Raw genomic sequence first — 24,439 nt, forward strand, 5'->3', positions numbered from 1 at the left:
AGGGGTCCGTCCCCTTTTTCTGAAAAAAGGGGTCCGTCCCCTTTTTCTGCTTTTCACTAGGGCCGCTCCCACTAGGGTTCCGGCTTGAGTGGTGGCGGTGTCACCCTGTACTCTTGTCAGGTATCCACCCGAGACTTGCACCCATGCGCCGACTCTCCCCCACCGATCGCCTGCTGTCTGCGTGCGACGAGGCCCTGTGTACGCTGTTTGGTCGCCCCCGGGCCACCGAACGCCCCAATCCCGCCGAGCAGATCCCCGAGCCCGATCTGGATGACAACGCACGGGCGCTCTCCGCCCGCCTGATGCGGGTGAATCACGCCGGCGAGGTGGCAGCCCAAGGGCTGTACCAGGGCCAGGCACTCACTGCCCGCAGCGAGGAAGTGCGCCAGCGCATGGAGCGTTCCGCCCGGGAGGAGAACGATCACCTGGCCTGGTGCTCCCGCCGCCTGGAGTTCCTGGATGGGCACACCAGCCTGCTCAACCCCCTATGGTATGCCGGCTCGTTTACCCTGGGGTCCCTGGCCGGTGCGGCCGGGGACAAGTGGAGCCTGGGGTTCGTGAACGAGACGGAGCAGCAGGTGGTACGCCACCTGGATGAGCATCTGGGGCGCATTGTTCCCGAGGATGCCCCCACTCGCGCCGTGCTGGAACAGATGAAGATCGACGAAGCCCATCATGGCGAACTGGCCATGTCCCTGGGGGGCGCACAACTGCCCTGGCCGGTGCGGCGATTGATGATGCCTATGGTGGCCAAGGTCATGACCCGGACCGCGTATTGGGTTTGAGACTTGAAACAGTGGGCGGATATAGCTAAACTTCCGCGCTTTCCGTAATTCAAGACCACCCTGGAGTTCAGGCAATGAAGACCTTTAGCGCCAAGCCCGCTGAAGTCAACCGCGATTGGTACGTGGTGGACGCCTCCGGCAAGACCCTGGGCCGGCTCGCCACCGAATTGGCTCGTCGCCTGCGTGGCAAGCACAAGCCCGAGTACACCCCCCACGTGGACACCGGTGACTACATCGTGGTCGTCAATGCCTCCAAGGTACGCCTGAGTGGCAACAAGGACTCCGACAAGATGTACTACCGGCATACCGGTTACATCGGTCACATGAAATCCGCCAGTGCCCAGCAGATCCGGGACACCCACCCCGAGCGGCTGATTGAAACCGCCGTGAAGGGCATGCTGCCCAAGAACCCTCTGGGTCGGGCCATGTTCAAGAAGCTGAAGGTCTACGGCGGCAGCGAACATCGCCACACCGCCCAGCAGCCGCAGCCGCTGGATATCTGAATCACATTACCCGTGCGCCGCCCCGTTGCGGCGCCGGACAGCACACAGAGCAGGTCAAGCCATGGCAACAACCCAGAACTACGGAACCGGACGCCGCAAAGAGGCCTCTGCGCGTGTCTTCCTGCGCCCGGGCAACGGTGACATCGTCGTCAACAAGAAGCCGCTGGAAGAGTTCTTCGGCCGCGAAACCTCCCGCATGGTGGTTCGCCAGCCGCTGGAAGTCACCGAGAACCTGAATCGCTTCGACGTGGTGGCCACGGTCGCCGGTGGCGGCGCCAACGGTCAGGCTGGCGCCATCCGCCTGGGCATTGCCCGCGCCTTGGTGGAATACGACGAAAACCTGCGCGGCAAGATGCGCGAGTTCGGCTACCTCACCCGCGACGCCCGTGAGGTTGAGCGTAAGAAGGTCGGCCTGCGCAAGGCCCGCCGCGCCACGCAGTACAGCAAGCGCTAAGCTTTTCTGTTGCTGCCCAGGATCGGCACTTGAATTGTCAAGTGCCGATCCTGTAGCGTTAAAGCCATCCCTTGGGGGATCGTCTAGCGGTAGGACTACGGACTCTGACTCCGTCAACCCAGGTTCGAATCCTGGTCCCCCAGCCATATGCACAAGAAAGGCCCCCTCGTGGGGCCTTTCTTGTGCATATCCGTTTGAGGTGTCACCAGGGTTCGAACCTGGAAGGATCACGGTGGGAGCGGGCCTCGCCCGCGAAAGCGGTGGGCACATAGCTTGGCCCAGGCGCTGCTGTCGCAGCGCATCGCCGGCAGGCCGGCTCCCACAAAAAGGTGTCCCCTTTTCTTTCCTTTCTGTTTCCCAGTTGTCCCCCCGCCCCCGGATTGCTATCGTTTCGCCCATGACCCCACCCGTGAAACCACCCGCATCCTCGGGTCGCATGTTTTCACTGCATCAGTCACCGCCGCCGCTGGTTCACCCGGACGGGGAGCAGGTGATCGAACTCATTCCCGAACCCTTTCTCATCCTGGATAGCGCCCACCGTGTGGTGGCGGCCAACCAGGCCGCCGCCCGGCTGCTCTCCCAGACCCGGGGCATGCTGATGGGGCAGGGCTGCCAGGAGTTGCTCTTTGGCCGGCCTGGCCCCTGCCCCGGCGGCGACGCCTGCCCGCTGACGCTCCAGTCCGGGGCTGGGCAGGTCACCGAGCAAAGGGTGGAGGCCCGCAACCATCAGGGACGGTCCCGCCCATTGAAGATCCGGATGAGCCGCGTGGCAGGCGATGCCGAGGGCCTGGTGGGCCTGCAACTCCAGGCAGAAAACGGAACGCAGGCACACAAGGAGAAGATGCCAGCACGGGTTGTGGGTCGCTCCCAGGCCATGGCCAGACTCATGCACGTGGTGGAGCGTGTGGCCCCCACCAGTGCCACCGTGCTCCTGCTGGGGGAGAGTGGGGTCGGCAAGGAGCGGGTGGCAGAGCACCTGCACCGCTGCTCGGAGCGGGCCGACGGCCCCCTGGTGGTGGTGGACTGCTCGGCCCTGGGCGAACAACTGATCGAGGCCGAACTGTTCGGCTATGAAAAGGGGGCATTCACCGGCGCCGACCGGCGCAAGATCGGCCTGTTCGAGGCGGCCCAGGGGGGGACGCTCTTCATCGACGAGGTGGGGGAGATGCCCCTGGCCATGCAGAGCAAGCTGCTGCGGGCCCTGGAGGCATCCCGCATCCGCCGCGTGGGGGGAACCGACTATATCGACGTGGACGCCCGCGTGGTGGCCGCCACCCACCGGGATCTTGGGGCCATGGTGGCTCGGGGCGAGTTCCGCGAAGACCTCTACTACCGTCTGGCCGCCTTTCCCGTGGACATCCCGCCGTTGCGGGAGCGCCGTGAGGATATCATCGCCCTGGCCGAACACTTCCTGGAAGAGGCGGGTGGCGCCCACCAGCTGCCTCTGGCCCGCTCCGTGGCGGAACTGCTCACCGATTATCAGTTTCCCGGCAATGTCCGCGAACTTAAGAACATCATCAGTCGCGCGGCAATACTGGCCGGATCCGGGCCGGTGCTCCCCGAACACATTGCCTTTCAGTCCCGTCAAGGCCCCGCTGTGCCATCGACCCAGGACGCGTTCGATGTTCCCTCTGGCGCGGATGCCTTGCCTTTCCCGCCACCTCGCCGCACCCGCAATGGTCTCACCCGCGAACGCATTCGTGCCGCCCTGGAGGCCAGCGATGGCCATCGTTCCGAGGCCGCTCAGCGCCTGGGGGTGAGTGAACGCACCTTGTATCGTCACCTGCAGCGTCTGAGTTCGGGCCCTTGAATGCTCGCGTCCGAGGGCCTGGCGGGTTTGCCGCGATCCATTGGATGGGGTAATGTCACGGCCCATCGAGTATCACCCCCGGCGAGTCGGGCCGTCATGTCATGGACCTGCCTCAAAGTGACTTTCTTGTCGACTGGAACCCATACCATTGGCTTTTGATGTGAAATCGCTCAAGGCGTCTTCACCGCTTCCATGTGGCCTCCGCGGGTTCCTCGTCATCATGCTCGCCGGAGTGGCGGCCTCATCGCCAGCCCAGGCATCCCCATGGATTGATCCCGGTGATGTGCGGATGCGACACAGCCTGCAAAGGATGTCGGACGCCGGCCATTCCCCCCTATTGACGAGCACCTGGCCTGTTCCCTGGTCCGATGTGGCACAGGCCGTGCGGCTGACACCCGGACGGACGGGAGCAGAGGTCGATGTATTTCACCAGCGCTCCTATGTCCAGTTTGAACTCAATCGCGCCACCCGTCGTGCATGGTCATCCGAAGCCGTATTGGGGGGGGCTACCCAGGCGCCGTTGCTACGCGGTTTTGCCGCGCTCCCGCGTGAGCAGGCAGAACTGGGCGTGGACAGGCACTGGCAAGGAGATCGCTTCGCTGCGGCCCTGGATCTGACCTATGCCGATGATCCTGTGGAAGGTTTTGAACTACGCTTCGATGGGAGCTACCTGGCGGGACGCATTGGCGGCTGGGTGCTGGGGGGCGGCTCCATCGATCGCTGGTGGGGGCCCGGCTGGCAATCGAGCCTGGTACTCTCCACCAATGCCCGTCCCGTGATGGGTGCATGGTTCCAGCGCCAAACGACCGAACCCTCCCAATGGCCTGGGCTCTCCTGGATGGGACCCTGGCAGCTGACGGGCTTCACGGGGGAGCTGGATGATGACCGCGAGGTGTCCGGGACTCAGTTAAGTGGCATGCGGCTCACCATGATGCCGATTCAGGGGCTGGAAATCGGCGCGAGCCGAACCGTATTGTGGGGTGGGGACGGCCAATCGGGCGGGCTGTCCGGCCTGGGGGATGCCTGGTTTCGGGATCAAGAGGACGATGACGCCGCACGGGACCTCCTGGCGCTGGATATGCGCTACGGCTTCGCCCTGGGTGGCCGCACGGCAGGTGTTTACGCCCAGACCAGCGTGGTGGATGATGGCCACGGATTTTCTTCCCGCCACAGCCATCTTCTGGGTCTGGATTGGACCACGCCCTGGTGGGGAGCAGACCAGCAATGGTTCCTGGAGGCCGTGGAAACGGCAAGGGATGAACACGACACCTACGCCAGCGGATACCGCTACAATGGCCGCGATCTGGCCACAAGTTTTGATGGTGATGCCCTGGCCGTGACACTCGGGCTACACCATTTCTTCCGCAATGGTCATCACCTGAGCGGATCATTGACCCGCGCCGAACTGAATCGGGGTGGACGGCTGGACTCACGATTGATCGATGCGCCAATCCCTTACGCCGTGGCGGATGCGGAGACGCAGTTCTGGGCGGCCAGCATCGGTTATCAGCGTACGGCACTCGGGGGCTGGCTCGAACTGCGGGGCGAATGGCGGGATCACGCATTCAGCACCCTGGACCAGGACGAAGACCGCTGGCAATGGGCCGGGCGGTGGCGTTATCGCTTTTAATGGATAGAGAGACAGATGGGCTACACACGAAAAATCACCTACTGGCTGCTGGTGCTGGTCATCATCGCCCCGGCGGCTGTCCTGTCCAATCAGGTGCTTGCTCAGGGCCTCCCGCCCGGAGTGTCCCAGCAGCAGGTTGAGCAGTTCCGGAGTCTGCCCCGGTCACAGCAGGAGGCCCTGGCCCGTGAGCACGGGGTGGATCTCGACGATTATTCGTCCAATGGCTCCAGGGTGGAGCGGTCGCAAACCGCCGACAGGCAAGACACCGGGCGGTCACAAACCGCCGACGCGCAGGACCTCGTGCAGCCGATCCAGGACCCTGACGGCCTCGGTGAACAAGCCGAGAGGCTTTACGATGGCCTCAAGCCCTTCGGGTATGACCTCTTTGCCGGCCGGCCCACCACCTTCGCGCCAGCGACCCAGATCCCCGTCCCTTCGGAGTACACCCTGGGCCCCGGTGACGTCCTTCGAATTCAGATGTGGGGCAATGAAAACCGGCAGATGGAATTACCGGTGAGCCGGGACGGCAGCATCGACATGCCCAATGTGGGCCCTGTCCCGGTGGCTGGGCAGAGTTTCGACAACGTCAGGTCGCAATTGCAGTCCATCATCCAGGAAACCTTTATCGGCGCTCAATCCCACGTGGGACTGGGCGAATTGCGCAGCATCCAGGTATTCGTGCTGGGTGAGGCGCGCAACCCCGGTGCCTACACCGTCAGTTCCCTCTCCACCATCACCAATGCGCTGATGGTTTCGGGCGGTGTGCAACACACCGGTTCCTTGCGCAACATCCAGCTCAAGCGACGTGGTGAGGTGATCGGGGATCTGGACCTCTACGATCTTCTGCTGCGCGGTGACACCAGTGGCGACCTGCGCCTGCAGCCCGGTGACGTGATCTTCGTGCCGCCCGTGGGCCCCACGGCCGGCATCCGTGGAGAGGTGCGCCGACCTGCGGTGTACGAACTCGACGGGCGACAGAGTCTGGAGAGCCTGGTCAGGCTGGCCGGAGGATTTACCCCCGATGCCAGTCCACGTTTTACCCAGGTGATGAGAGTTACCGAAAGGCGCCAGCGCAACGTGATTGACGTGAACATGGCAACGTCCAATGGCGCCCGCACAGCGGTCAATAATGGCGATCTGGTGCGGGTGGGTTCCATCAATGACCTGGTGGAAGGGTTTGTCTCCATCAAGGGTGCCGTGGTGCGGCCGGGATCCTATCGCTGGGAGCCAGGGCTCAGGGTCAGCGACCTGATCGGCTCACTCAGCCACGACCTGGATCCGGATGCCGACCTGGACTACGGATTGATCGTGCGTGAAATCGATCCTCGTCGCCGCATCGAGGTGTATCAGTTCAGTCCCGGCGACGCCATCCACCGCCCCGGCAGTGACCGGGATCCACGCCTTGAGGATCTGGATCGCGTGCTGATCTTCTCCGCCCATCACCAGGAAGAGCAGCGCCTGGAGAATATGACTGCCAGGCCCGTCATGCTTGAGGATGTCATCGAGCGGCTTGAGCGTCAGTCACGACCCGGCGATCCGCTTCGCGTCATCACCGTGGGCGGCGCCGTGCGATTCCCCGGTGATTATCCCCTGCCGGCCGACGGTACCCTCAAGGACCTGATCACCGCCGCTGGCGGACTCCTGGACTCGGCTCACATCCTCAAGGCCGAGATTGCCCGATTCCAGCGCACCGAATCGGGGGAGGCCCACACGCGCATCATTCCGGTATCGCTGGAAGAGGCGCTGCGGGGGAGTGGGCAAGGCCCCGACCTGCAAGGCCGGGATCGGCTTTTGATCAAGCATGTGCCCGAATATGGCCAGCGCATCACGGTGACCCTGGATGGTGAAGTGCGGTTCCCGGGCGAGTACACCGTCCGGCGTGGCGAAACCCTGGGTGAGTTGCTGGAACGAGCCGGGGGTCTGCGGGACGTGGCCTATCCGTCAGGTGCCATCTTTTCCCGGGAACAACTGCGCGAAATGGAACGGGAGCGTCTTGATGATGCGCAGCAACGCCTGCGTCGGGACCTGATCGGCCTCACGCTGGACCAGGAGGCCGCCGGGGAAAACGCCCAGGTGGTGGGGCAACTGGAGTCGTTGTTGGCTGCCGTTGAACGGGCCGAACCCCTGGGGCGCATGGTCATCGACCTGCCCGCCATCCTTGAGGGAAGATCAGCCCAGAGGATCGTCCTGCAGGACGGGGATGAATTGCGCGTGCCGCCTCAACCCCAGTCGGTGAGCGTGTTCGGCGAGGTGCAGTTTGCCACCAGTCACCTGCACGAGACTGGTTTGACCGTGGATGATTATCTGGAACGCAGTGGTGGCACCACTGGCGAGGCCGATGACTCGCGGGTCTACGTGGTCCAGGCCAATGGCTCGGTCTGGTTGCCGCGGCGTTCCGCCTGGTACGAGGGCGCCAGTCGCAGGTTGCAGCCGGGCGATACTATCGTCGTGCCCCTGAAGGTGGACCGGGTCGATCAGTTGCAGTTGTGGAGCGGTGTGAGCCAGGTGTTCTATCAGCTCGCTCTCGGCGCTGCCGCCATCAACAGTTTCTGATCCGCTGAATCCCGGGGTATGAACATGAATGAACAATCCGCACAGCCGGTTTCAACGCCTCCCCGTGCGGGGGGGCAATCGGCGGTCCATGGTGACGATGAGATTGATCTGCTGGAACTCATCGGGGTCATCTGGGAAGGCAAGTGGTGGATCATCCTTTCTGTCTTCCTGTTTGGTGCCGGTGGAGTGGCCTATGCCCTGATGCAGCCCCACCAGTATCAGTCAGAAGCGCTGCTGGCCCCCTCCCAGGAGGAGGGGGGCGCCGATATCAGTGGCCGTCTGGGGGGGCTGGCCTCGTTGGCCGGAGTCCGCATGGGCGGTGGAGGAGGGCAGGAGGCCAAGATCGCCATGGAAACCCTCAAATCCCGAGCCTTTCTCATCGACTTCATCCGGCGCCACGACCTGCTGGTGCCGCTGTTTGCCGTGGAGGAATACAACCGGGAAGACGGCACCTGGACCATCGATCGGTCCCGCTACAACCCGGAAACCGGGCAATGGCTGGGGGAAGAAGAGCCTGTGGCGCCCACGCCATGGGAGGCGTATCGCAAACTGAACAACATGCTCAATGTCTCGAGCACCGATGATGGCCTGCTACGCATCTCCATCACCCATCAGGTGCCCGAGTTGACGCGGGACTGGGTGGCCTGGCTGGTGCGGGACATCAATGATTACATGCGTGATAAGGCCGTGACCGAGGCCGAGCAGACCATCGCCTATCTGGAGGCCAAGATTGACGAAACCTCCGCAGCCGGCATGCGGCAAGTGTTCTATCAGCTCATCGAAGAGGAAATGCAGACCATGATGCTGGCCAACGTGCGTGGCGAGTATGTGTTTCGCACCATCGACCCGCCCATGATGCCGGATATGCCCAGTGCGCCCAATCGCAAACTGATTGCGGTGCTTGCCGTGGTGCTGGGCGGGATGATCGGCGTCTTTGCCGTGTTTGTGCGCCAGATGGTGCGTTCCGCGCGCGCACGGAGCGCACCCGTGGAGACATCTTCTTCCGCCTGACATCAGCGTGATCCGGTTCCGTGCCGGGGTGGGGGATGGTGCTTGTGAGCAACCCCCTCGTGCGGTATTGTTTGACGCGTGCATCCTCAACGCATCGCCCGTGGGTTGATACCCACGACCCATCAAGAACACTCGACTATCGAGTGGCAAGGAGGTAGAAACATGAGCAGCAAGTACGCAGCAATCGCCCTGAGTGCAGCCATGCTGGCGGTATCCCCGCTGGCCTTTGCCCAGACCACCGGGGGTGAAGCGGGTGCGACCGCTGGAACCGGTACGGCCGCCGGTGCCGGTGCTGCAGGCGCCGCCACCGCCGTGACCACGGGCGCCATCGTCACGGGGGTGGCCGTGGTGGGCGTTGTCGCCGCCGCCTCTTCCAGCAGTGGTAGCTCCTCGGGCACCACCACGGGAACCGGTACCGAGTAAGTGCAGTACGGCAACATGAACGCCGCTCAAGGCCGCCTCCGGGCGGCCTTGAGCGTGTCTGGGCCCGGGGCAGGGTGGGCCTGGCTGCCCCTCATGGCTTTGGTGGGGGGCATCACGGGAGGATGTGCCACCGGCTCGGCGGTCAATCCGGTTGCCGAGACGATGGCTTCCCTTCTTGGGAGCACCCCCGACTTCTCCGGGCGCGCCGCTGACTTGCCCTATGCCTCCATGGAACTCACCGCCGGCCACAGTTCCGCCCTTGTGGTGCTGGCCTATATCCAGGGGGATGACCCGGAATACACCTATTGGCAGTCCAGCAACCGGGTCACCTTCCAGTTTCGTGATGGCCGCCCGTTTGCCACGGCCGGACTTGAGGGGCGCTTGCTCAGCCTGGAACGGCTGGAGAATGGCCCGCCCACGCCTCAGAGCGATGCAGACACCTATCGCGTACGAGCCCATTGGGTCGACCCCCAGGACCAGGAGCATGTGGCGGTGGGTGAGGCCCACTGGGCATGCGCCGCCCCCGCATCCGTGGAATTGCCCCTGCGCACGTTGGAACTGCGGCGCTGTGAGGAAACCATCCGCTGGGAAGGATTCGGCAGGCAAGTGAATGTCTTTCATCTCTCACCGGACAGCCAGCGCGTATGGGCCGGTGAAACCCGTCAGTGGCCGGGTGGCCCCGCCCTGAACTGGCAAGTGGCACGTCCCTGGTGGTCGGCTACCCCGAATGCTGATGCCCCCCCAAAGGACGCCCCCTGACACCGCCCCAACCCATGACCGCACGCATGCCCCCAAGCGCCTGCTCCAGGATTGCCCCATGTCGCTCCTTGCACGTACACCTCTGATCTGGATGGTCGCGGCGGTTGCCGGCCTGGGCGCATGGCCTGCCGCTGCCGCTTCCCCGACCCTGAGCCAGCAATGGCTCGCCAGCGGTGAGGCACCCGAGCATCCCGGTTATGCCTTTTTCCAGCTTCATCGGGATGAGCCAGCCCAGCAGGATCAGGCACGGGAACTCCTTGAGCGCTTGCAGCGACTGGAGGCGCGGGTGGGTACGGGGCAGGGGCCGCGAGTGCCCGAAGGCACCCCCGCCGCCTGGCGGGGTCAACTGCAGGTGCAGGTCGACCAGCCGGGTCGTTCCCATGGTTGGGCCGACCCCGCCGGCCTGCTGGCGGCCCCGCGCCATGACCCGTCCCTGAATCTCATCCGCCACTATGGTCACTGCACCCCACCCACCTGGGTGGAGCTATGGACACTTGAGGGGGTTGAACGTGTGCCCTGGGAGCCGGGCATGAGCGTGAGCAGCGTTGTCCGGGCCTTGCCGGCAGCAGCCCGGCGCCGTGTGGACAACGCCGCCCTGGTGGATACCCGGGGGCAGGTCCGACGCCTTGGCGTGGCCGCCTGGAACCGGGAGGACGCCCCGCTGCCCCCCGGGGCCAGGCTCGTCCTTGAGTGGCCAGGTGAGGACCCCGACGGGGTCTGGCTCAACGAGCATCTCCCCGCCTATCTGGGCACGCGGTTGCCCGGTGATCAGTGCACGGTTCTGTCAATTCAGGTCAGGGACTGAAAACCATGATCGATGATTCAAAGCGCATGGGCGCGTGTCCGCCCGTCCCACTGCTGCTGGTCGCGCTGGTCGCGCTGGCCGTGGTACCGCATCAGGTGCGGGCAGGCACCGGTGAGGGGCAGAGCGATTTTGGGGGCGTGGGCCTGATGCAGACACCCACCGCCCGCATGATGGAGGTCGGCCGACTGGATTTCAGCATCAGCCGCACTGAACCCTACCGCCGTTACAACCTCTTCCTGCAGCCCCTGGATTGGGTGGAGTTGGGGCTGAGCTATACCCAGGTGGAGAATCGCCCCTACGGCACCGTGGCCGAGGACCGGGATCTGATCGACAAGAGTGGCGACCTCAAGCTGCGTCTGCTGCAGGAGAATCGCTATCGACCCCAGGTGGCCGTGGGGTTCCGCGATCTGGGCGGCACCACCCTGTTTGGCGCCGAATACCTGGTGGCCAGCAAGCGCTGGAACGACTTCGACTTTTCCCTGGGGGTGGGCTGGGGGTACCTGGGGGGGCAGGACGACCTGGGCAGCCCCGCCCGGGTGTTCGGTGAGCGCTACGAGGACCGCCCGGGGCGCGCGGGCGGCAGCGATGGTGGCGAGCCTGCCTTGTCGGCCATGTTTCGTGGCCCGGCCGCCGTGTTCGGGGGCGTGGAGTACCAGACACCCCTTGAGCCCCTGCAACTCATGGTGGAATACGAGGGCAACGATTACCAGAGCGAACCCCAGGAGAATCAGCAGGATCAGGATTCCCGCTTCAACCTGGGCGCCCGCTGGCGCCTGAATGATCATATGGCGCTCACGGTGGGCTGGCAGCGGGGCAACACCGGCATGGTGGGGCTCTCCCTGGGGGCCAACCTGGCCGAACTCACTCAGGTGAAGGAGGATCCGCCCCCGGCCGACGTGGGACAGCCTGCCGCCGAGATCCCTGCACAGTGGCAGCCCCTGGTGGGTGCCCTGAACGACAATGCGGGGCTCGTGGTGCAGGACATCCATCGTGATGGGGACGAGATCATCGTCACGGCCCGGCCCCAGCGTTTCAGGGATCTGCGCGAGAGTGAGGCGCGGGCCAACCGCCTGCTGCATCATCATCTCCCGGCAGGGATTGATACCTTCACCTACCGCTGGCAGGAGCGGGGCGTGGCGGTGCGGGAAACCCGTCACGATCGCGCCCTGTTCGTGGCAGCCGCCCGCTCCGTGTACGAAGAGGCGCCGTATCTTGAGGACCGCCAGGTCGTTGACCCGCCGCCGGCCGTATCCGGCGAGCGCCTGCACCGCAGTGGGCGCGGCGGGTTCTCCAGTGCCCTGCGCCCCGGCATCGAGCAGAACTTCGGTGGCCCGGATGGCTATCTCTATCAGGTCTTTCTCAGCCTGGATATGGAGTACCAGTTCCGCCCTTCCACCTGGGTGACCGGTGCGCTGGGCCTGACCCTGGCCGATAACCTGGATAAGTACGAGTACATTGCCGAGTCCGACCTGCCCCGGGTGCGAACCTACATCGGTGATTATCTCTCGGAAAGCCGCACCGCCATCGGTGTGCTGCAACTCAACCAGACCGGTCGCCTGGGGCAGGACTGGTACGTGATGGGCTACGGCGGTCTGCTGGAGAGCATGTATGCCGGGGTGGGGGGCGAAATCCTATATCGCCCCCTGGGCAGCCCCCTGGCCGTGGGCCTGGATGTGAACCGGGTGCGCCAGCGTGGTTTTGCACGAGACTTCCAACTGCGGGATTACGAGGCCTGGACCGGGCATCTCACCACCTACTGGGACACGGGCCTTCAGGACATCCATGCCCGGGTGAGTGCCGGACGCTACCTGGCGGAGGATTGGGGCGTGACCGTGGACCTGTCCCGGGAGTTTGCCTCAGGGGTGCGCATGGGGGCCTGGGCCACCGAGACGGAGGCCCGGGATGACTTCGGCGAGGGCAGTTTCGACAAGGGGATCTACCTGTCCTTCCCCTTCGACAGCTTCTTCACCCGCTCCAGCCGGGACCGCGCCGATATTGCCTGGCGACCCCTCACCCGGGATGGCGGTGCCATGCTGCAGCGTCAGGAGACCCTCTTCGACGTGACGCAGGAGCGCCGTTAGGCCCACCTGCGAGGTGTTACATTCTTACCACACGCCCAAAAAGACATGACAACGTCATGTCTTTGTCAGTTTTCTGTCGTGTAGTGGTGAATTTGCAACACGCAAATCAGTCACTTAGCGGTTGGCACGGCTCCTGCAGTGTTGTGTGTGACTGACAAGTTCAGACAAACACATAAGAACTCCCTGCAGAGGATTCATTACTATGAAAAAAACCGTACTTGCATTCGCAGTCGCCGCCGCCGTGGTCGTGCCCGCCGTTGCTGCCGCCGACACCGCCCTGTATGGCCGCATGAACGTGTCCCTGGACGCCGTGGATGATGGCCAGGAATCCTCCGGTCAGCTGGCCTCCAACTCCTCCCGCCTGGGTGTGCGTGGTTCGGAAGATCTGGGTTTCGCCGGTCTGAAGGGTGTTTATCAGATTGAGGCACGCCTGAATGGGGGCAATGATCAGTCCAGAACGTTTAACGGCAGCGACCTGACTGGCCGCAACACCTTCCTGGGTCTGGCCGGTGACTTCGGTGAACTGCGCCTGGGCAAGCATGACACCGCCTACAAGATGGCTACCCTGCGCCTGAACTTCTTTGCCGATACGCTGGGTGATATGCACGCCCTTGCCGGGCAGTTCAATGTTCAAAACGATCCTAGTATTACTGGTGTAGATGGCACAACTTTCGGTGCAAACTTCTACAGCCGTGAAGACAATACGATCGTTTACATGAGCCCCAACTTTGATGGCCTGCAGTTCATGGGTCATTACACCACTGATCGTATCAGCGATCGCCCTGGTGAGCGCGCAAACGATCAGGATAGCATGTCTCTGGCTGCTACCTTTGAGCAAGGCCCGATGTTTGTTACCGTCGCCTTTGAGCAGCGCAACGAGTGGTTGGACCAGAATTTCGACGAGAACGATCCCAACTACGCTGACGGAACCGCCTGGAAAGTCGGTGGCACCTACCAGATCCAGGATCTGACCCTGGCAGCGATGTTCGAGAATATCGATTCCGATGTCGAAGGCTTGGGTGATCGCGACCTCTTCCATCTGGGCGCCAAGTACCAGTTGGGTCAGGCCTATGTGATGGGATCCTTCACCAGTGCCGATGACAACGATGAGGACAACACTGCGGCCGATATGTGGGCCCTGGGCGCTGGCTACGACTTCACCAAGCGCACCGGCATGTATGCCACCTACGCCCAGGTGAGCAATGATGACAATGCCGGTTATGGCTTCGGTGGTGGCAAGGGCAAGCCTGTCGCCCCCGCAATTTCGAACAACGCTACCGAAGACGTCTCCGGCTTCCAGGTCGGCGTGACCCACAACTTCTAAGAAGTCGGTCACAAAGCACTGCTGGATGGACTGTCACCCTGTGTGGCAGCCCATCTAACCTGAGAGCGCCGAGGCCAGTGTGTCTGGCGCTCTTTTTGTTGGGTGGCAAGTCGGGGGATGGCATGACTCTGGGGGATAGGCTAGCCTCAGGTGGTCAGGCTCGATACTGTCACTGAATCACGCATTCATCACCTTTCCGACTGCCTCACAATCAAGGAGATTGATATGAAAAGATCCGTTTTTGCATTAGCCGTGGCCGGCGCCGTGGCCCTGCCCGCCGCCGCCCTCGCGGACGCCACTACCCTCTACGGCCGTATGAACGTGTCCCTGGACGCCGTGGACAATGGTGAAGACTCCTCCGGCCAGCTGGCCTCCAACTCCTCCCGCCTGGGCGTGCGGGGGTCCGAGGACCTGGGCTTTGCCGGACTGCGCGGTGTCTTCCAGATTGAGGCTGGCCTGTACAGCGACAACCAGACCTTCGGCAATTCTGACCTGACCGCTCGCAACACCTTCCTGGGTCTGGCCGGTGATTTCGGTGAGCTGCGCCTGGGTAAGCACGACACCCCCTACAAGATGGCCACGCTGCCCCTGAACTTCTTCGCCGACACCCTGGGTGACATCAACCATGTGACCAGCCGTATGGGCGGGACCGCAGGGCCGATTGATCCCACATTCTATCGTCGTCTGGACAATACCGTGGTATTCATGAGCCCCGACTTCAATGGCATGAAGGTGATGGCCTCCTACACCACGGACCGTGGTGATGACCGCCCCTCAGCCACGAACCGTACCTTTGACGGCATCGCTCAGAGTGACGTCGATGCCAACGATCAGAGTGCTGGCTCCGTGGCTGCAACGTTTAGCGAAGGCCCGATGTATGTGGCAGTGGCCTACGAGCGCCTGAATCGGGCTTCGTTTGATCCAGCCAATGGTGGGACCATTGAAGACGCCGAGGCCTGGAAGGTGGGCGGCACTTACAAGATCCAGGATCTCACCCTGGCCGCCATGTACGAAAACATCGACTCCGGCACGAGCACCTTCGGTGATCGGGATGCCTTCCACTTGGGTGCCAAATACCAGTTGGGCCAGGCCTACCTGATGGGTTCCTACACTGCTGCCGGTGACAGTGATGTTGACGACTCTGCCGCGCAGATGTTCGCCCTGGGTGCCGGCTATGACTTCAGCCGCCGCACCGGTATGTATGCCACTTACGCCACGGTCAGTAACGATGACGCCGCTGACTACGGCTTCGTGGGTTCCGGCAAGGGCAAGGGCGTGGGCGTTGACGTGGCTGGTGAAGACGTCTCCGGCTTCCAGGTCGGCGTGACCCACAACTTCTAAGAAGTCGGTCCTACTAGCCGACCCGCATACCCGCCGCTTGCCGGCGGGATGCAAGAAGCACTCAGAGCGTGGCAGGGTTCCCCCCTGTCGCGCTCTTTTTTTGCTGTCCCCGTGGTTCTCTCCCCTAACTAATCCCCCATCCCCCCCATTCCCCGTAGGGGCGCTTCGAGAAGCGCCCGGCCGCCGCCAACGATGCCACCCTGCCCATCCGGCAGGCCATCGACGTGAGCCACCCCGCCAGGGTCGTTCGCGAACGACCCGTACTTGGCTTGGGGTTGTAGCAATCCCCCCCCCTATCCCCCCATTCCCCGTAGGGGCGCTTCGCGAAGCGCCCGGCCACCGCCAACGATGCCACCCAACCCCACCCGTCAGGCCACCCACATGATCCACCCCCCCGGGGGTCGTTCGCGAACGACCCGTACGTGGATTGGGGTTGCCGAGATGGCCCTGGCCGGCGCTGGCCTCTGCTTGTCACCCCCGGCTCCTCCCTGCTACTCTGCTCAGTTCTCTCCGCAATCCCCTCCCCGCATCCATGACCTCAACCACCCGCATTCGCGAGATTCCCTACAACTACACATCCTATTCCGATCGCGAGATCGTCCTTCGTTTTCTCGGGCAGCCCATGTGGGATGTGCTCAATGAATTGCGCGGTGAAAGGCGCACCGGCGTCTCCGCCCGCATGCTGTTTGAAGTCCTGGGGGACATGTGGGTGGTCACCCGCAACCCCTATATCCAGGACGACCTGATGGCCGACCGCAAGCGCCTGGCCAACCTGGTGGGTGCCATGGATCATCGGGTGGATCAGATCATCGCCCGGGCCCAGGGCAACGAGCGCGCCCTTGCCCTGGCCGAAGAGGCCCGTCAAGCCGTGCGCCGGTTCGAGGCCTGGTTCCCGGCGCAGCGCGAACTGCGCGCCCGGGTGCGCCGGCGTTTGATGAAGCACACCCGCAAGGACAACATCCAGTTCGACGGCCTGGCCCGGGTATCCCATGTGACCGATGCCACCGACTGGCGTGTGGAGCTGCCCTTTGTGGTGGTGAATCCCGACTCCGAGGAGGAGATGGCCGCGCTTGTGGCGGCCTGCCTGGAGCTGGGGCTGACCGTGATCCCCCGTGGGGGCGGCACCGGCTATACCGGCGGCGCCGTGCCCCTCACCGACGATGCGGCGGTGATCAACACCGAAAAGCTGGATGCCGTGGGTGAGGTGGAATTCAAGCGCCTGCCCGGGCTGGATGAGCCCGTGGCCACGGTGCGTGCCGAGGCCGGTGTGGTCACCCGCCGGGTGGCGGAATCCGCGTCCCGCGGCGGCCATGTGTTCGCTGTGGACCCCACCTCCCAGGATGCCTCCACCATCGGCGGCAATATCGCCATGAACGCCGGCGGCAAGAAGGCCGTGCTCTGGGGGACGGCCCTGGACAACCTGGTCTCCTGGCGCATGGTCACCCCCGACGCCCGCTGGGTGGAGGTGGAACGCATCAGTCACAACCTGGGCAAGATCCACGATCAGGCAGAGGTGACCTTCCGCATCAGTCGCTACCAGGCCGATGGACGCACCCTGGAGGGTGAACCCGAGGTCCTGTCCTTCCCCGGCCAGGCCTGCCGCAAGGAAGGGTTGGGCAAGGATGTCACCGATAAGCGCCTGCAGAACCTGCCCGGAGTGCAGAAGGAAGGCTGCGATGGGCTGATCACCTCGGCGGTGTTCGTGGTGCATCAGATGGCTTCCCACATGCGCACCGTGTGCCTGGAGTTCTATGGCACCGACCTGCACGAAGCGGTGCCCGCCATCGTCGAGATCAAGGATGCCCTGGAGGCCGACCCCAAGGTGCAGCTGGCGGGCCTTGAGCACCTGGACGAGCGCTATGTGCGCGCCGTGCGCTACACCCCCAAGGGCGCCCGCCGCGAACGCCCCAAGATGCTGCTGGTGGCCGACCTGGCCTCCGAGGATGAAAAGGCCGTGGCGGAGGCCGCCTCGCGCATGGTGCGCCTGGCCAATGCCCGTAATGGGGATGGCTTCATCGCCATCAGCCCCGAGGCCCGTCTGCGCTTCTGGGCCGACCGCTCCCGCACCGCGGCCATCGCCGCCCACACCAATGCCTTCAAGATCAACGAGGACGTGGTCATTCCCCTGGACGGCCTGGGTGAGTACAGCGAGGGCATCGAGCGCATCAACATCCAGCAGTCCATGGCCAACAAGCTGCGCATGGCCGATGAGATCCTGGCCTGCCTGGCCAAGGGCCACAAGGCCCTGGTGGACAAGCTGGGGCTGGACAACGACGAGGCCCGCCACTGGTTCGAGAAGCGCCGCCGGGCCGCCGAGGATCAGGTGACCGCCGTGCGTGATCGCTGGCGCGCCATCCGTGACAATCTGGAATCCGACGCCCGCGAACACGATGCCCTGCTGGATGACAAGGCCCGGGGGGATCTGCGCCCGGGCGACCGGCTGATCCAGCTCATCCTGCGGCGCAGCCTGGTGATCTCCTATCGGCGCGAGATCGAGGATCCGCTGTACGAGATCTTCGATGGCCGCGATCTGGATCCGGTGCGCCAGAACATCCAGCAGATCCACGACCGGGTGCTCACCAGTCGCCTGTTCGTGGCCCTGCACATGCACGCCGGCGATGGCAACGTGCACACGAATATCCCGGTCAACTCCAATGACTACGCCATGATGCACGAGGCCGAGCGCATCGTGGATCAGGTGATGGACCTGGCCCGTAAACTGGGCGGCGTCATCTCCGGCGAGCACGGCATCGGCCTCACCAAGATGCAGTACCTGGAGCCTGAGGATGTGGAGGCCTTCGCCGAGTACAAGCGCCGGGTGGACCCGGACGACCGCTTCAACCGGGGCAAGCTGCGCGCCGGTTCCGGCCTGACCACCGCCTACACGCCGTCGCTGCGACTGGTGCAGGAGGAGGCCCTGATCCTGGAGCAGAGCGAGCTGGGCGACCTGAACGACGATATCAAGGACTGCCTGCGCTGCGGCAAGTGCAAGCCCGTGTGCAACACCCATGTGCCCCGGGCCAATCTGCTGTATTCGCCGCGTAACAAGATCCTGGCCACGGGGTTGATCATCGAGGCCTTCCTGTACGAGGAACAGACCCGTCGCGGCCTGTCCTTCCGGCATTTCGATGAGCTCAACGATGTGGCCGATCACTGCACCGTCTGCCACAAGTGCCTCACGCCGTGCCCGGTGGACATCGACTTTGGCCAGGTCACGTCCCGGATGCGCGCCATCCTCAAGGATCGCGGCCAGCGCAAGACCAGCCTGGCGGCGCGGGTGTCCATGGCCTTCCTGAACATCAAGGACCCGTCCACCGTGAAGGTCATGCGCAAGGCCCTGGCTCAATGGGGCTTTGCCGGTCAGCACCTGGGGTACCAGGTGTTCCGTCGCCTCGGGCTGCTCAATAGGGACAAACGTCCGTCGGCCACCACCGGTCCGGCGCCCGTGCAGGAGCAGGTCATCCACATGGTGAGGCACCCCCTGCCCACCGGCCTGCCCAAGCAGACCACCCGCGCCATGCTGGGGCTGGAAGACCCGAGTCAGGTGGCCATCGTCCGCGATCCCACCCAGGTGGAGGAGAACGGCGAGGCGGTGTTCTATTTCCCCGGCTGCGGCTCCGAGCGCCTGTTCAGTCAGGTGGGCCTGGCCACCCTGGCCATGCTCTACCGCACCGGTGCCCAGACCGTGCTGCCCCCGGGGTACCTGTGCTGCGGCTATCCCCAGGAGGCCAATGGCGACACGGCCCGAGGGCGTGCCATCACCACCGAGAACCGGGTGCTGTTCCACCGGGTGGCCAACACCCTGAACTACCTGGACATCAAGACGGTGGTGGTCTCCTGCGGCACCTGCATGGATCAGTTGCTCAAATACGAGTTCGAGCGCATCTTCCCCGGCTGCCGCCTGCTGGACATCCATGAGTACCTGATGGAGAAGGGCGTGAAACTGGAGGGCGTTGACGGGGTGCAGTACCTGTATCACGACCCCTGTCACAGCCCCATGAAGACCTATGTGCCCACCGAGGTGGCCGGCAAGCTGCTGGGCCAGCCCGTGACCCTGTCGGACCGTTGCTGCGGCGAGGCGGGCACCTTCGCGGTGAGCCGCCCGGACGTGGCCACCCAGGTGCGCTTCCGCAAGGCGGAGGAGATCCACAAGGGCGTCACCCAGCTCAGCGGTGACCCGGTGGCCGTGGGCGGCAACGTGAAGATGCTCACCGCCTGTCCTGCCTGTCAGCAGGGTCTGTCCCGTTATCGTGAGGATACGGGGACGGAGACGGATTACATCGTGGTGGAGATGGCCAACACCCTGCTGGGGCAACAGTGGCAGCAGGAGTTCATCCAGATGGCGCGCAGTGGGGGCATCGAGAAGGTGCTGCTTTAATCCCCAGGGAAGCGGGTGGTGGCGAACCACTCGCGCAATCCTGCCGCCCCATCCCGGTGTGCTTCTGGGTCGGGCCGGGGCCGAGGATGTCATCGTGCCCATCCGACAAATCTTGGTAGTCGGATACACCGCGCGGGTCGTTCGCGAACGACCCGTACGGATTCCTGAGTCACCTGCGTGGGTCGCAGGAAGCCTTCCCCATGCCCCGGCCTTACCTCAGCGTCCGCACCCCATCCTTCCCGCTCAGGATCAACACATCCGCCGGCCGCCGCGCGAAGATCCCCACGGTGACCACGCCGGCGATCTGGTTCAACTGGCCCTCCAGTTCCACCGGGTTGGCGATCTGCAGGTTGTGGATGTCCAGGATGAGGTTGCCATTGTCGGTGGTGAATCCCTGGCGCAGTTCCGGCTGTCCGCCCATCTTCAGGATCTCCCGGGCCACGTAGCTGCGGGCCATGGGGATCACCTCCACGGGCAGGGGGAAGGCCCCCAGGGTGCCCACCAGCTTGGATTCGTCGGCGATGCAGACGAAGGTCTCGCTGGCCGCGGCCGCAATCTTCTCCCGGGTGAGGGCGCCACCGCCGCCCTTGATCAGGTGCAGGTGCTCGGTGGCCTCGTCGGCGCCGTCCACGTACAGGGGCAGCTGTCCGGCGCTGTTCAGGTCCATCACCGGGATGCCATGCTTGCGCAGCCGATCGGCACTGACCTCGGAGGAGGCCACGGTGCCCTCGATGCGGGCCTTCATGCCGGCCAGCAGGTCGATGAAGTGGTTGGCGGTGGACCCGGTGCCCACGCCCACGATCATGTCGTCTTCCACATACTGCATGGCCGCTTCGGCGGCGGCCTTCTTGAGTTGGTCGGCGTTGCTCATGATTCCATCCTCTCCTCTGGTTTTATGCGGGCATTCTACTCAGGTGAGGGGAACATAGGCCAGTATCCGGCGTGCGGGAGCTATCCCGTAGGGGCGCTTCGCGAAGCGCCCGGCTGGGGCCGAGGATGTCATCGTACCCATCCGACAAATCTTGGCAGTCGGACACACCGCGCGGGTCGTTCGCGAACGACCCGTACGGATTCCTGAGTCACCTGCGTGCGTCGCAGAAAGCCTTCCCTGCGAGGCGCCCGAACGGCGAATCCCATGCCCCTGGTTCCTCGTAGGGGCGCTTCGCGAAGCGCCCGGCCGGCGCCGAGGATGTCATCGTACCCATCCGACAGATCTTGGCAGTCGGACACACCGCGCGGGTCGTTCGCGAACGACCCGTACGGATTCCTGAGTCACCCGCGTGCGTCGCAGAAAGCCTTCCCGCGAAGCGCCCGGCCGGCGTATCCCATACCCCCGATTCCTTGTAGGGGCGCTTCGCGAAGCGCCCGGCTGGGGCCGAGGATGCCACCATGCCCCTGTTCGACCCCTTTCGTCTTGCGGCCCTTGAACCCGCCACTGTATCTTCATGGGATGTCCTACCCCTACCTTCAGAAGATCCTCACAGCCCGGGTTTACGATGTGGCGCGCGAAACGCCGCTGGACCCCATGCCCACCCTCACACGCCGCCTGGGTAACCAGATTCTGCTCAAGCGCGAAGACCTGCAACCGGTCTTCTCCTTCAAGCTGCGCGGCGCGTATCACAAGATGGTCAATCTCCCCAGGGAGGTGCGCGAGAAGGGGGTGATCTGCGCCTCGGCCGGCAACCATGCCCAGGGGGTGGCGCTGTCGGCGAAACGCCTGGGCATCAAGGCGGTGATCGTGATGCCCCAGACCACGCCTTCCATCAAGGTGGAGGCGGTGCGGGCGCTGGGCGGCGAGGCCATCCTGCATGGGGATTCCTACGATGATGCCTACCAACTCACCCAGGAGCTGATGGAAAAGCATGGGTATGCCTTCATCCACCCCTTCGACGACCCGGACGTGATCGCGGGCCAGGGCACGGTGGCCCTGGAGCTGCTGCGCCAGCACCCCGACCCCCTGGATGCCGTGTTCATCCCCGTGGGCGGTGGCGGCCTGGCGGCGGGGATGGCGGTGTACATCAAGGCCCTGCGCCCGGACATCAAGGTGATCGGTGTGGAGCCGGAAGATGCCCCTTCCATGCATCATGCCCTGGAAAAGAAGCGGCGCATCACTCTGGACCAGGTGGGCATCTTCGCCGACGGGGTGGCGGTGCGACAGGCCGGCAAGGAGAACTACCGGATCTGCCGGGAATACATGGACGAGGTGATCCTGGTGACCACCGACGAGATCTGCGCCGCCACCAAGGATGTCTTCGACGACACCCGGGTGATGGCTGAGCCTGCCGGCGCCCTATCGGTGGCCGGGCTGAAGAAATATATCGAGCGCGAGGGCGTGCGTGATGGCCGTTACGCGGCGGTGCTCAGTGGCGCCAATATCAATTTCGACCGCCTGCGGCATGTGACGGAGCGGGCGGAACTGGGTGAGCACCGTGAGGCCCTGTTTGCCGCCATCATCCCGGAACGCCCGGGGAGTTTCCGGGCCTTTTGCGAGGCCATCGGCAAGCGGGGCATCACCGAGTTCAACTACCGCTATGCGGACCAGGACGAGGCCTGCATCTTCGTGGGGGTGCAACTCAGCGGCGGCGAGCCCGAGGGCTGGGCCTTGCTGGAGGATCTCCGGGCCAAGGGCTATCCCATCGAGGATCTCAGCGGCAACGAGGTGGCCAAGGTGCATCTGCGCCACATGGTGGGCGGGCATGCCAGTCATGTGGGGGACGAGATCGTCTACCGTTTCGAGTTCCCGGAGCGGCCGGGGGCGTTGATGCGGTTCTTATCCCGGATGGGGCAGGACTGGAACATCAGTCTGTTCCATTACCGCAACCATGGCGCCGCCTACGGGCGGGTGCTGGTGGGCATCCAGGTCCCCCCACGGGACAAGCCCCGCTTCCGGCGTTTCCTGAAGGAGCTGGGGTACATGCACTGGGAGGAGACGGAGAATCCGGTGTACCGGTTGTTCCTGGGGTGAGGAAGGACACCCTTCTCCCCCCTTGGGGAGAAGGGCTGGGGATGAGGGGTGGCGGTGGGCAGGGTGCCTGGGTTTGCCCCTCACCCCAACCCCTCTCCCCGGAGGGGGAGAGGGGCTCTGATCACTTCTCCTTCAAGGCCTCCTCATTGAAGGCCTCATCGATCCCCGTGATGGTCTTCTCCACCATCCGGAAGCCCTCCACCGGGGCGTCGTCTCCCATGTACTTGAGACGCAGCGGGCCCAGTGCCTTCACCGCCTGGGCCCGGTCGATGGGGGTCTGCCCATCCCGTTCACCGGCCCCGCCCAGGGCCTTGACGATCTCCCCGGCGATGGGCCCCCGGTGTTCACCATCCAGGGCCTTGTCCAGGGTCTCCTGGGGCGAGCCATCCAGCAGCCCCAGGCCAGAATGTGCATCCAGGTGGGTCAGCAGTTCGCTCAGGGTCATGGTCAAGGCGCTCCGGTGTGATGCTGTCTGACCCTCAACATGGCACGGGGCGCGGGACGATTCAACCACGGGATTTGCCGGTCAATTGCCGCTTGAACTGGTCCGGTTGGAAGCTTGTCCATACAATAAGCTCATGAGGATCGACTTCGACCCACGCAAGAGCGAGCGGAACGCAAGGGAGCGTGGTTTGCCGTTCACGGCCGTGAAACATTTCGATTGGGAAAACGCGGTCTTCTGTGAAGACCAGCGCTTCGACTACCCCGAAACGCGTTTCATCGGTCTCGGCAAGATCGGGACACGTGTGCATGTGATGTGCTTTACGCCCGTTGAGGGCGGCATTCGCGTGATCAGCCTGAGAAAAGCCAACCCGCGGTAGGTGAGGCGCTATGAAAACGCCATTGACGGATGAGGACGGTGAGGTGCGGGAGTTGACGGATGATGACGTGAGCCGGATGCGCCCTTTGAGAGAGGCTTTACCGGAAGCCCTGCAGCGCTCCATTGGCCAGCGGGGCAGTCAGCGCAGACCCGCAAAAGTGAAAACCTCCATTCGTTTGTCACCAGAGGTGGTGGAGCATTTCAGGGCCGAAGGTCACGGCTGGCAAAGTCGTATAGACCAGGCACTCAAGCAGTACATTCAGGAGCACGGCCAAGGTAAAAACCGTCCCTGATACACAAAGCTTCTAAGTCTCCTCCAACATCGACAGGATGAAATCCCACTCCGCCTCGGACACCGGCATGATGGACAGGCGGTTGCCCCGGCGTACCAGGGGCATGTCGGCCAGCTCGGGGGCCTGCTTCAGGTCTGCCAGGGGGATCACCCGCTCGAATTTTTGCTCGAAAGCCACGTCTACCCGGTACCAGCGGGGATTGTCTGCCGGGCTTTTGGGGTCGTAGTACTTGTGCTCCGGGTCCCAGGCGGCCTCATCCGGATAGCCGGACCGGGCGATGCGCATGATCCCCACCACGCCGGGCACCTTGCAGTTGGAGTGGTAGAAGAAGGCCAGATCCCCCTCCTGCATCTCGTCGCGCATCATGTTGCGCGCCTGGTAATTGCGCACGCCCTCCCAGGGTTCCACCCGCACACGTTCCAGATCGTCAATGCCGAAGACATCGGGTTCGGATTTCATCAGCCAGTAGGCCATGGCGTGGCTCCAGGTTGGTAGTAGGGGTGA

Annotated in this window: 20 protein-coding genes and 1 tRNA gene; 18 read left to right on the forward strand and 3 right to left on the reverse strand. The window is 64.0% G+C overall.

What is annotated here, in order from left to right; translation table 11 throughout:
- Positions 1-143 precede the first annotated feature (143 nt).
- The 15 genes from coq7 to LPW29_RS12070 all read left to right on the forward strand — a co-directional run bounded on the left by coq7 (position 144) and on the right by LPW29_RS12070 (position 19,857).
- Entirely contained in the window at positions 144-785 is a 642-nt protein-coding gene (gene coq7, locus LPW29_RS12000) for a 2-polyprenyl-3-methyl-6-methoxy-1,4-benzoquinone monooxygenase (RefSeq protein WP_238628205.1), read from the forward strand.
- A gap of 74 nt (positions 786-859) precedes the next feature.
- Positions 860-1,288 (forward strand): 50S ribosomal protein L13, encoded by a 429-nt coding sequence (gene rplM, locus LPW29_RS12005; protein ID WP_090253036.1) that lies wholly within the window; start codon positions 860-862, stop codon positions 1,286-1,288.
- A 61-nt stretch (positions 1,289-1,349) separates the two neighbouring features.
- Positions 1,350-1,742 carry a 30S ribosomal protein S9 gene (rpsI, locus tag LPW29_RS12010; RefSeq protein WP_090253038.1) on the forward strand — a complete coding sequence of 131 codons (393 nt, stop codon included), beginning with the start codon at positions 1,350-1,352 and terminating at the stop codon, positions 1,740-1,742.
- Positions 1,743-1,814: 72 nt separating this feature from the next.
- Positions 1,815-1,888: transfer RNA gene (locus LPW29_RS12015), tRNA-Gln, on the forward strand.
- Positions 1,889-2,151: 263 nt separating this feature from the next.
- A complete protein-coding gene (locus tag LPW29_RS12020; RefSeq protein WP_238628206.1) occupies positions 2,152-3,552 on the forward strand; it encodes a sigma-54 interaction domain-containing protein in 1,401 nt (466 codons plus the stop codon).
- Positions 3,553-3,841: 289 nt separating this feature from the next.
- The gene (locus LPW29_RS12025; RefSeq protein WP_238628207.1) at positions 3,842-5,182 is read left to right on the forward strand and encodes a capsule assembly Wzi family protein; all 1,341 of its coding nucleotides are present in this window, start codon (positions 3,842-3,844) and stop codon (positions 5,180-5,182) included.
- A 15-nt stretch (positions 5,183-5,197) separates the two neighbouring features.
- The gene (locus LPW29_RS12030; protein WP_238628208.1) at positions 5,198-7,735 is read left to right on the forward strand and encodes an SLBB domain-containing protein; all 2,538 of its coding nucleotides are present in this window, start codon (positions 5,198-5,200) and stop codon (positions 7,733-7,735) included.
- Between the two features lie 24 nt (positions 7,736-7,759).
- On the forward strand, positions 7,760-8,746 hold the full coding sequence (locus LPW29_RS12035) for a Wzz/FepE/Etk N-terminal domain-containing protein (protein WP_238628209.1): 987 nt from the start codon (positions 7,760-7,762) through the stop codon (positions 8,744-8,746).
- A gap of 162 nt (positions 8,747-8,908) precedes the next feature.
- Entirely contained in the window at positions 8,909-9,169 is a 261-nt protein-coding gene (locus tag LPW29_RS12040) for a hypothetical protein (protein ID WP_090253047.1), read from the forward strand.
- 162 nt (positions 9,170-9,331) lie between these two features.
- Positions 9,332-9,928 carry a YjbF family lipoprotein gene (locus LPW29_RS12045; protein ID WP_238628210.1) on the forward strand — a complete coding sequence of 199 codons (597 nt, stop codon included), beginning with the start codon at positions 9,332-9,334 and terminating at the stop codon, positions 9,926-9,928.
- 58 nt (positions 9,929-9,986) lie between these two features.
- Complete coding sequence (locus LPW29_RS12050) at positions 9,987-10,733, forward strand: capsule biosynthesis GfcC family protein (RefSeq protein WP_238628211.1); 747 nt, start codon at positions 9,987-9,989, stop codon at positions 10,731-10,733.
- Positions 10,734-10,738: 5 nt separating this feature from the next.
- Positions 10,739-12,814 (forward strand): YjbH domain-containing protein, encoded by a 2,076-nt coding sequence (locus LPW29_RS12055; protein WP_238628212.1) that lies wholly within the window; start codon positions 10,739-10,741, stop codon positions 12,812-12,814.
- 202 nt (positions 12,815-13,016) lie between these two features.
- Entirely contained in the window at positions 13,017-14,138 is a 1,122-nt protein-coding gene (locus LPW29_RS12060) for a porin (RefSeq protein ID WP_238628213.1), read from the forward strand.
- A 225-nt stretch (positions 14,139-14,363) separates the two neighbouring features.
- Positions 14,364-15,479 (forward strand): porin, encoded by a 1,116-nt coding sequence (locus LPW29_RS12065; protein WP_238628214.1) that lies wholly within the window; start codon positions 14,364-14,366, stop codon positions 15,477-15,479.
- A gap of 532 nt (positions 15,480-16,011) precedes the next feature.
- Entirely contained in the window at positions 16,012-19,857 is a 3,846-nt protein-coding gene (locus LPW29_RS12070; RefSeq protein WP_238628215.1) for a DUF3683 domain-containing protein, read from the forward strand.
- Between the two features lie 211 nt (positions 19,858-20,068).
- Here the strand turns inward: LPW29_RS12070 and rpiA are convergent, their stop codons facing one another.
- The gene (gene rpiA, locus LPW29_RS12075) at positions 20,069-20,728 is read right to left on the reverse strand and encodes a ribose-5-phosphate isomerase RpiA (protein WP_238628216.1); all 660 of its coding nucleotides are present in this window, start codon (positions 20,726-20,728) and stop codon (positions 20,069-20,071) included.
- A 579-nt stretch (positions 20,729-21,307) separates the two neighbouring features.
- Between rpiA and ilvA the strand changes: the two genes are divergently transcribed.
- Complete coding sequence (gene ilvA / locus LPW29_RS12080; protein WP_238628217.1) at positions 21,308-22,822, forward strand: threonine ammonia-lyase, biosynthetic; 1,515 nt, start codon at positions 21,308-21,310, stop codon at positions 22,820-22,822.
- Positions 22,823-22,943: 121 nt separating this feature from the next.
- Here the strand turns inward: ilvA and LPW29_RS12085 are convergent, their stop codons facing one another.
- On the reverse strand, positions 22,944-23,267 hold the full coding sequence (locus LPW29_RS12085) for a hypothetical protein (RefSeq protein ID WP_238628218.1): 324 nt from the start codon (positions 23,265-23,267) through the stop codon (positions 22,944-22,946).
- An 85-nt stretch (positions 23,268-23,352) separates the two neighbouring features.
- Here LPW29_RS12085 and LPW29_RS12090 point away from each other — a divergent pair, with 85 nt between their 5' ends.
- Together LPW29_RS12090 and LPW29_RS12095 are read left to right on the forward strand one after the other, a co-directional pair.
- A complete protein-coding gene (locus LPW29_RS12090; protein WP_238628219.1) occupies positions 23,353-23,643 on the forward strand; it encodes a BrnT family toxin in 291 nt (96 codons plus the stop codon).
- Between the two features lie 10 nt (positions 23,644-23,653).
- Positions 23,654-23,935 (forward strand): BrnA antitoxin family protein, encoded by a 282-nt coding sequence (locus tag LPW29_RS12095; protein ID WP_238628220.1) that lies wholly within the window; start codon positions 23,654-23,656, stop codon positions 23,933-23,935.
- Positions 23,936-23,947: 12 nt separating this feature from the next.
- Here LPW29_RS12095 and LPW29_RS12100 read toward each other — a convergent pair whose 3' ends face one another.
- Entirely contained in the window at positions 23,948-24,409 is a 462-nt protein-coding gene (locus LPW29_RS12100) for an EVE domain-containing protein (RefSeq protein WP_238628221.1), read from the reverse strand.
- Positions 24,410-24,439: the final 30 nt, after the last annotated feature.

The organism is Ectothiorhodospira sp. 9100 (assembly GCF_022227565.1).
In the GTDB taxonomy this organism is placed as follows: Bacteria; Pseudomonadota; Gammaproteobacteria; order Ectothiorhodospirales; family Ectothiorhodospiraceae; genus Ectothiorhodospira; species Ectothiorhodospira marina.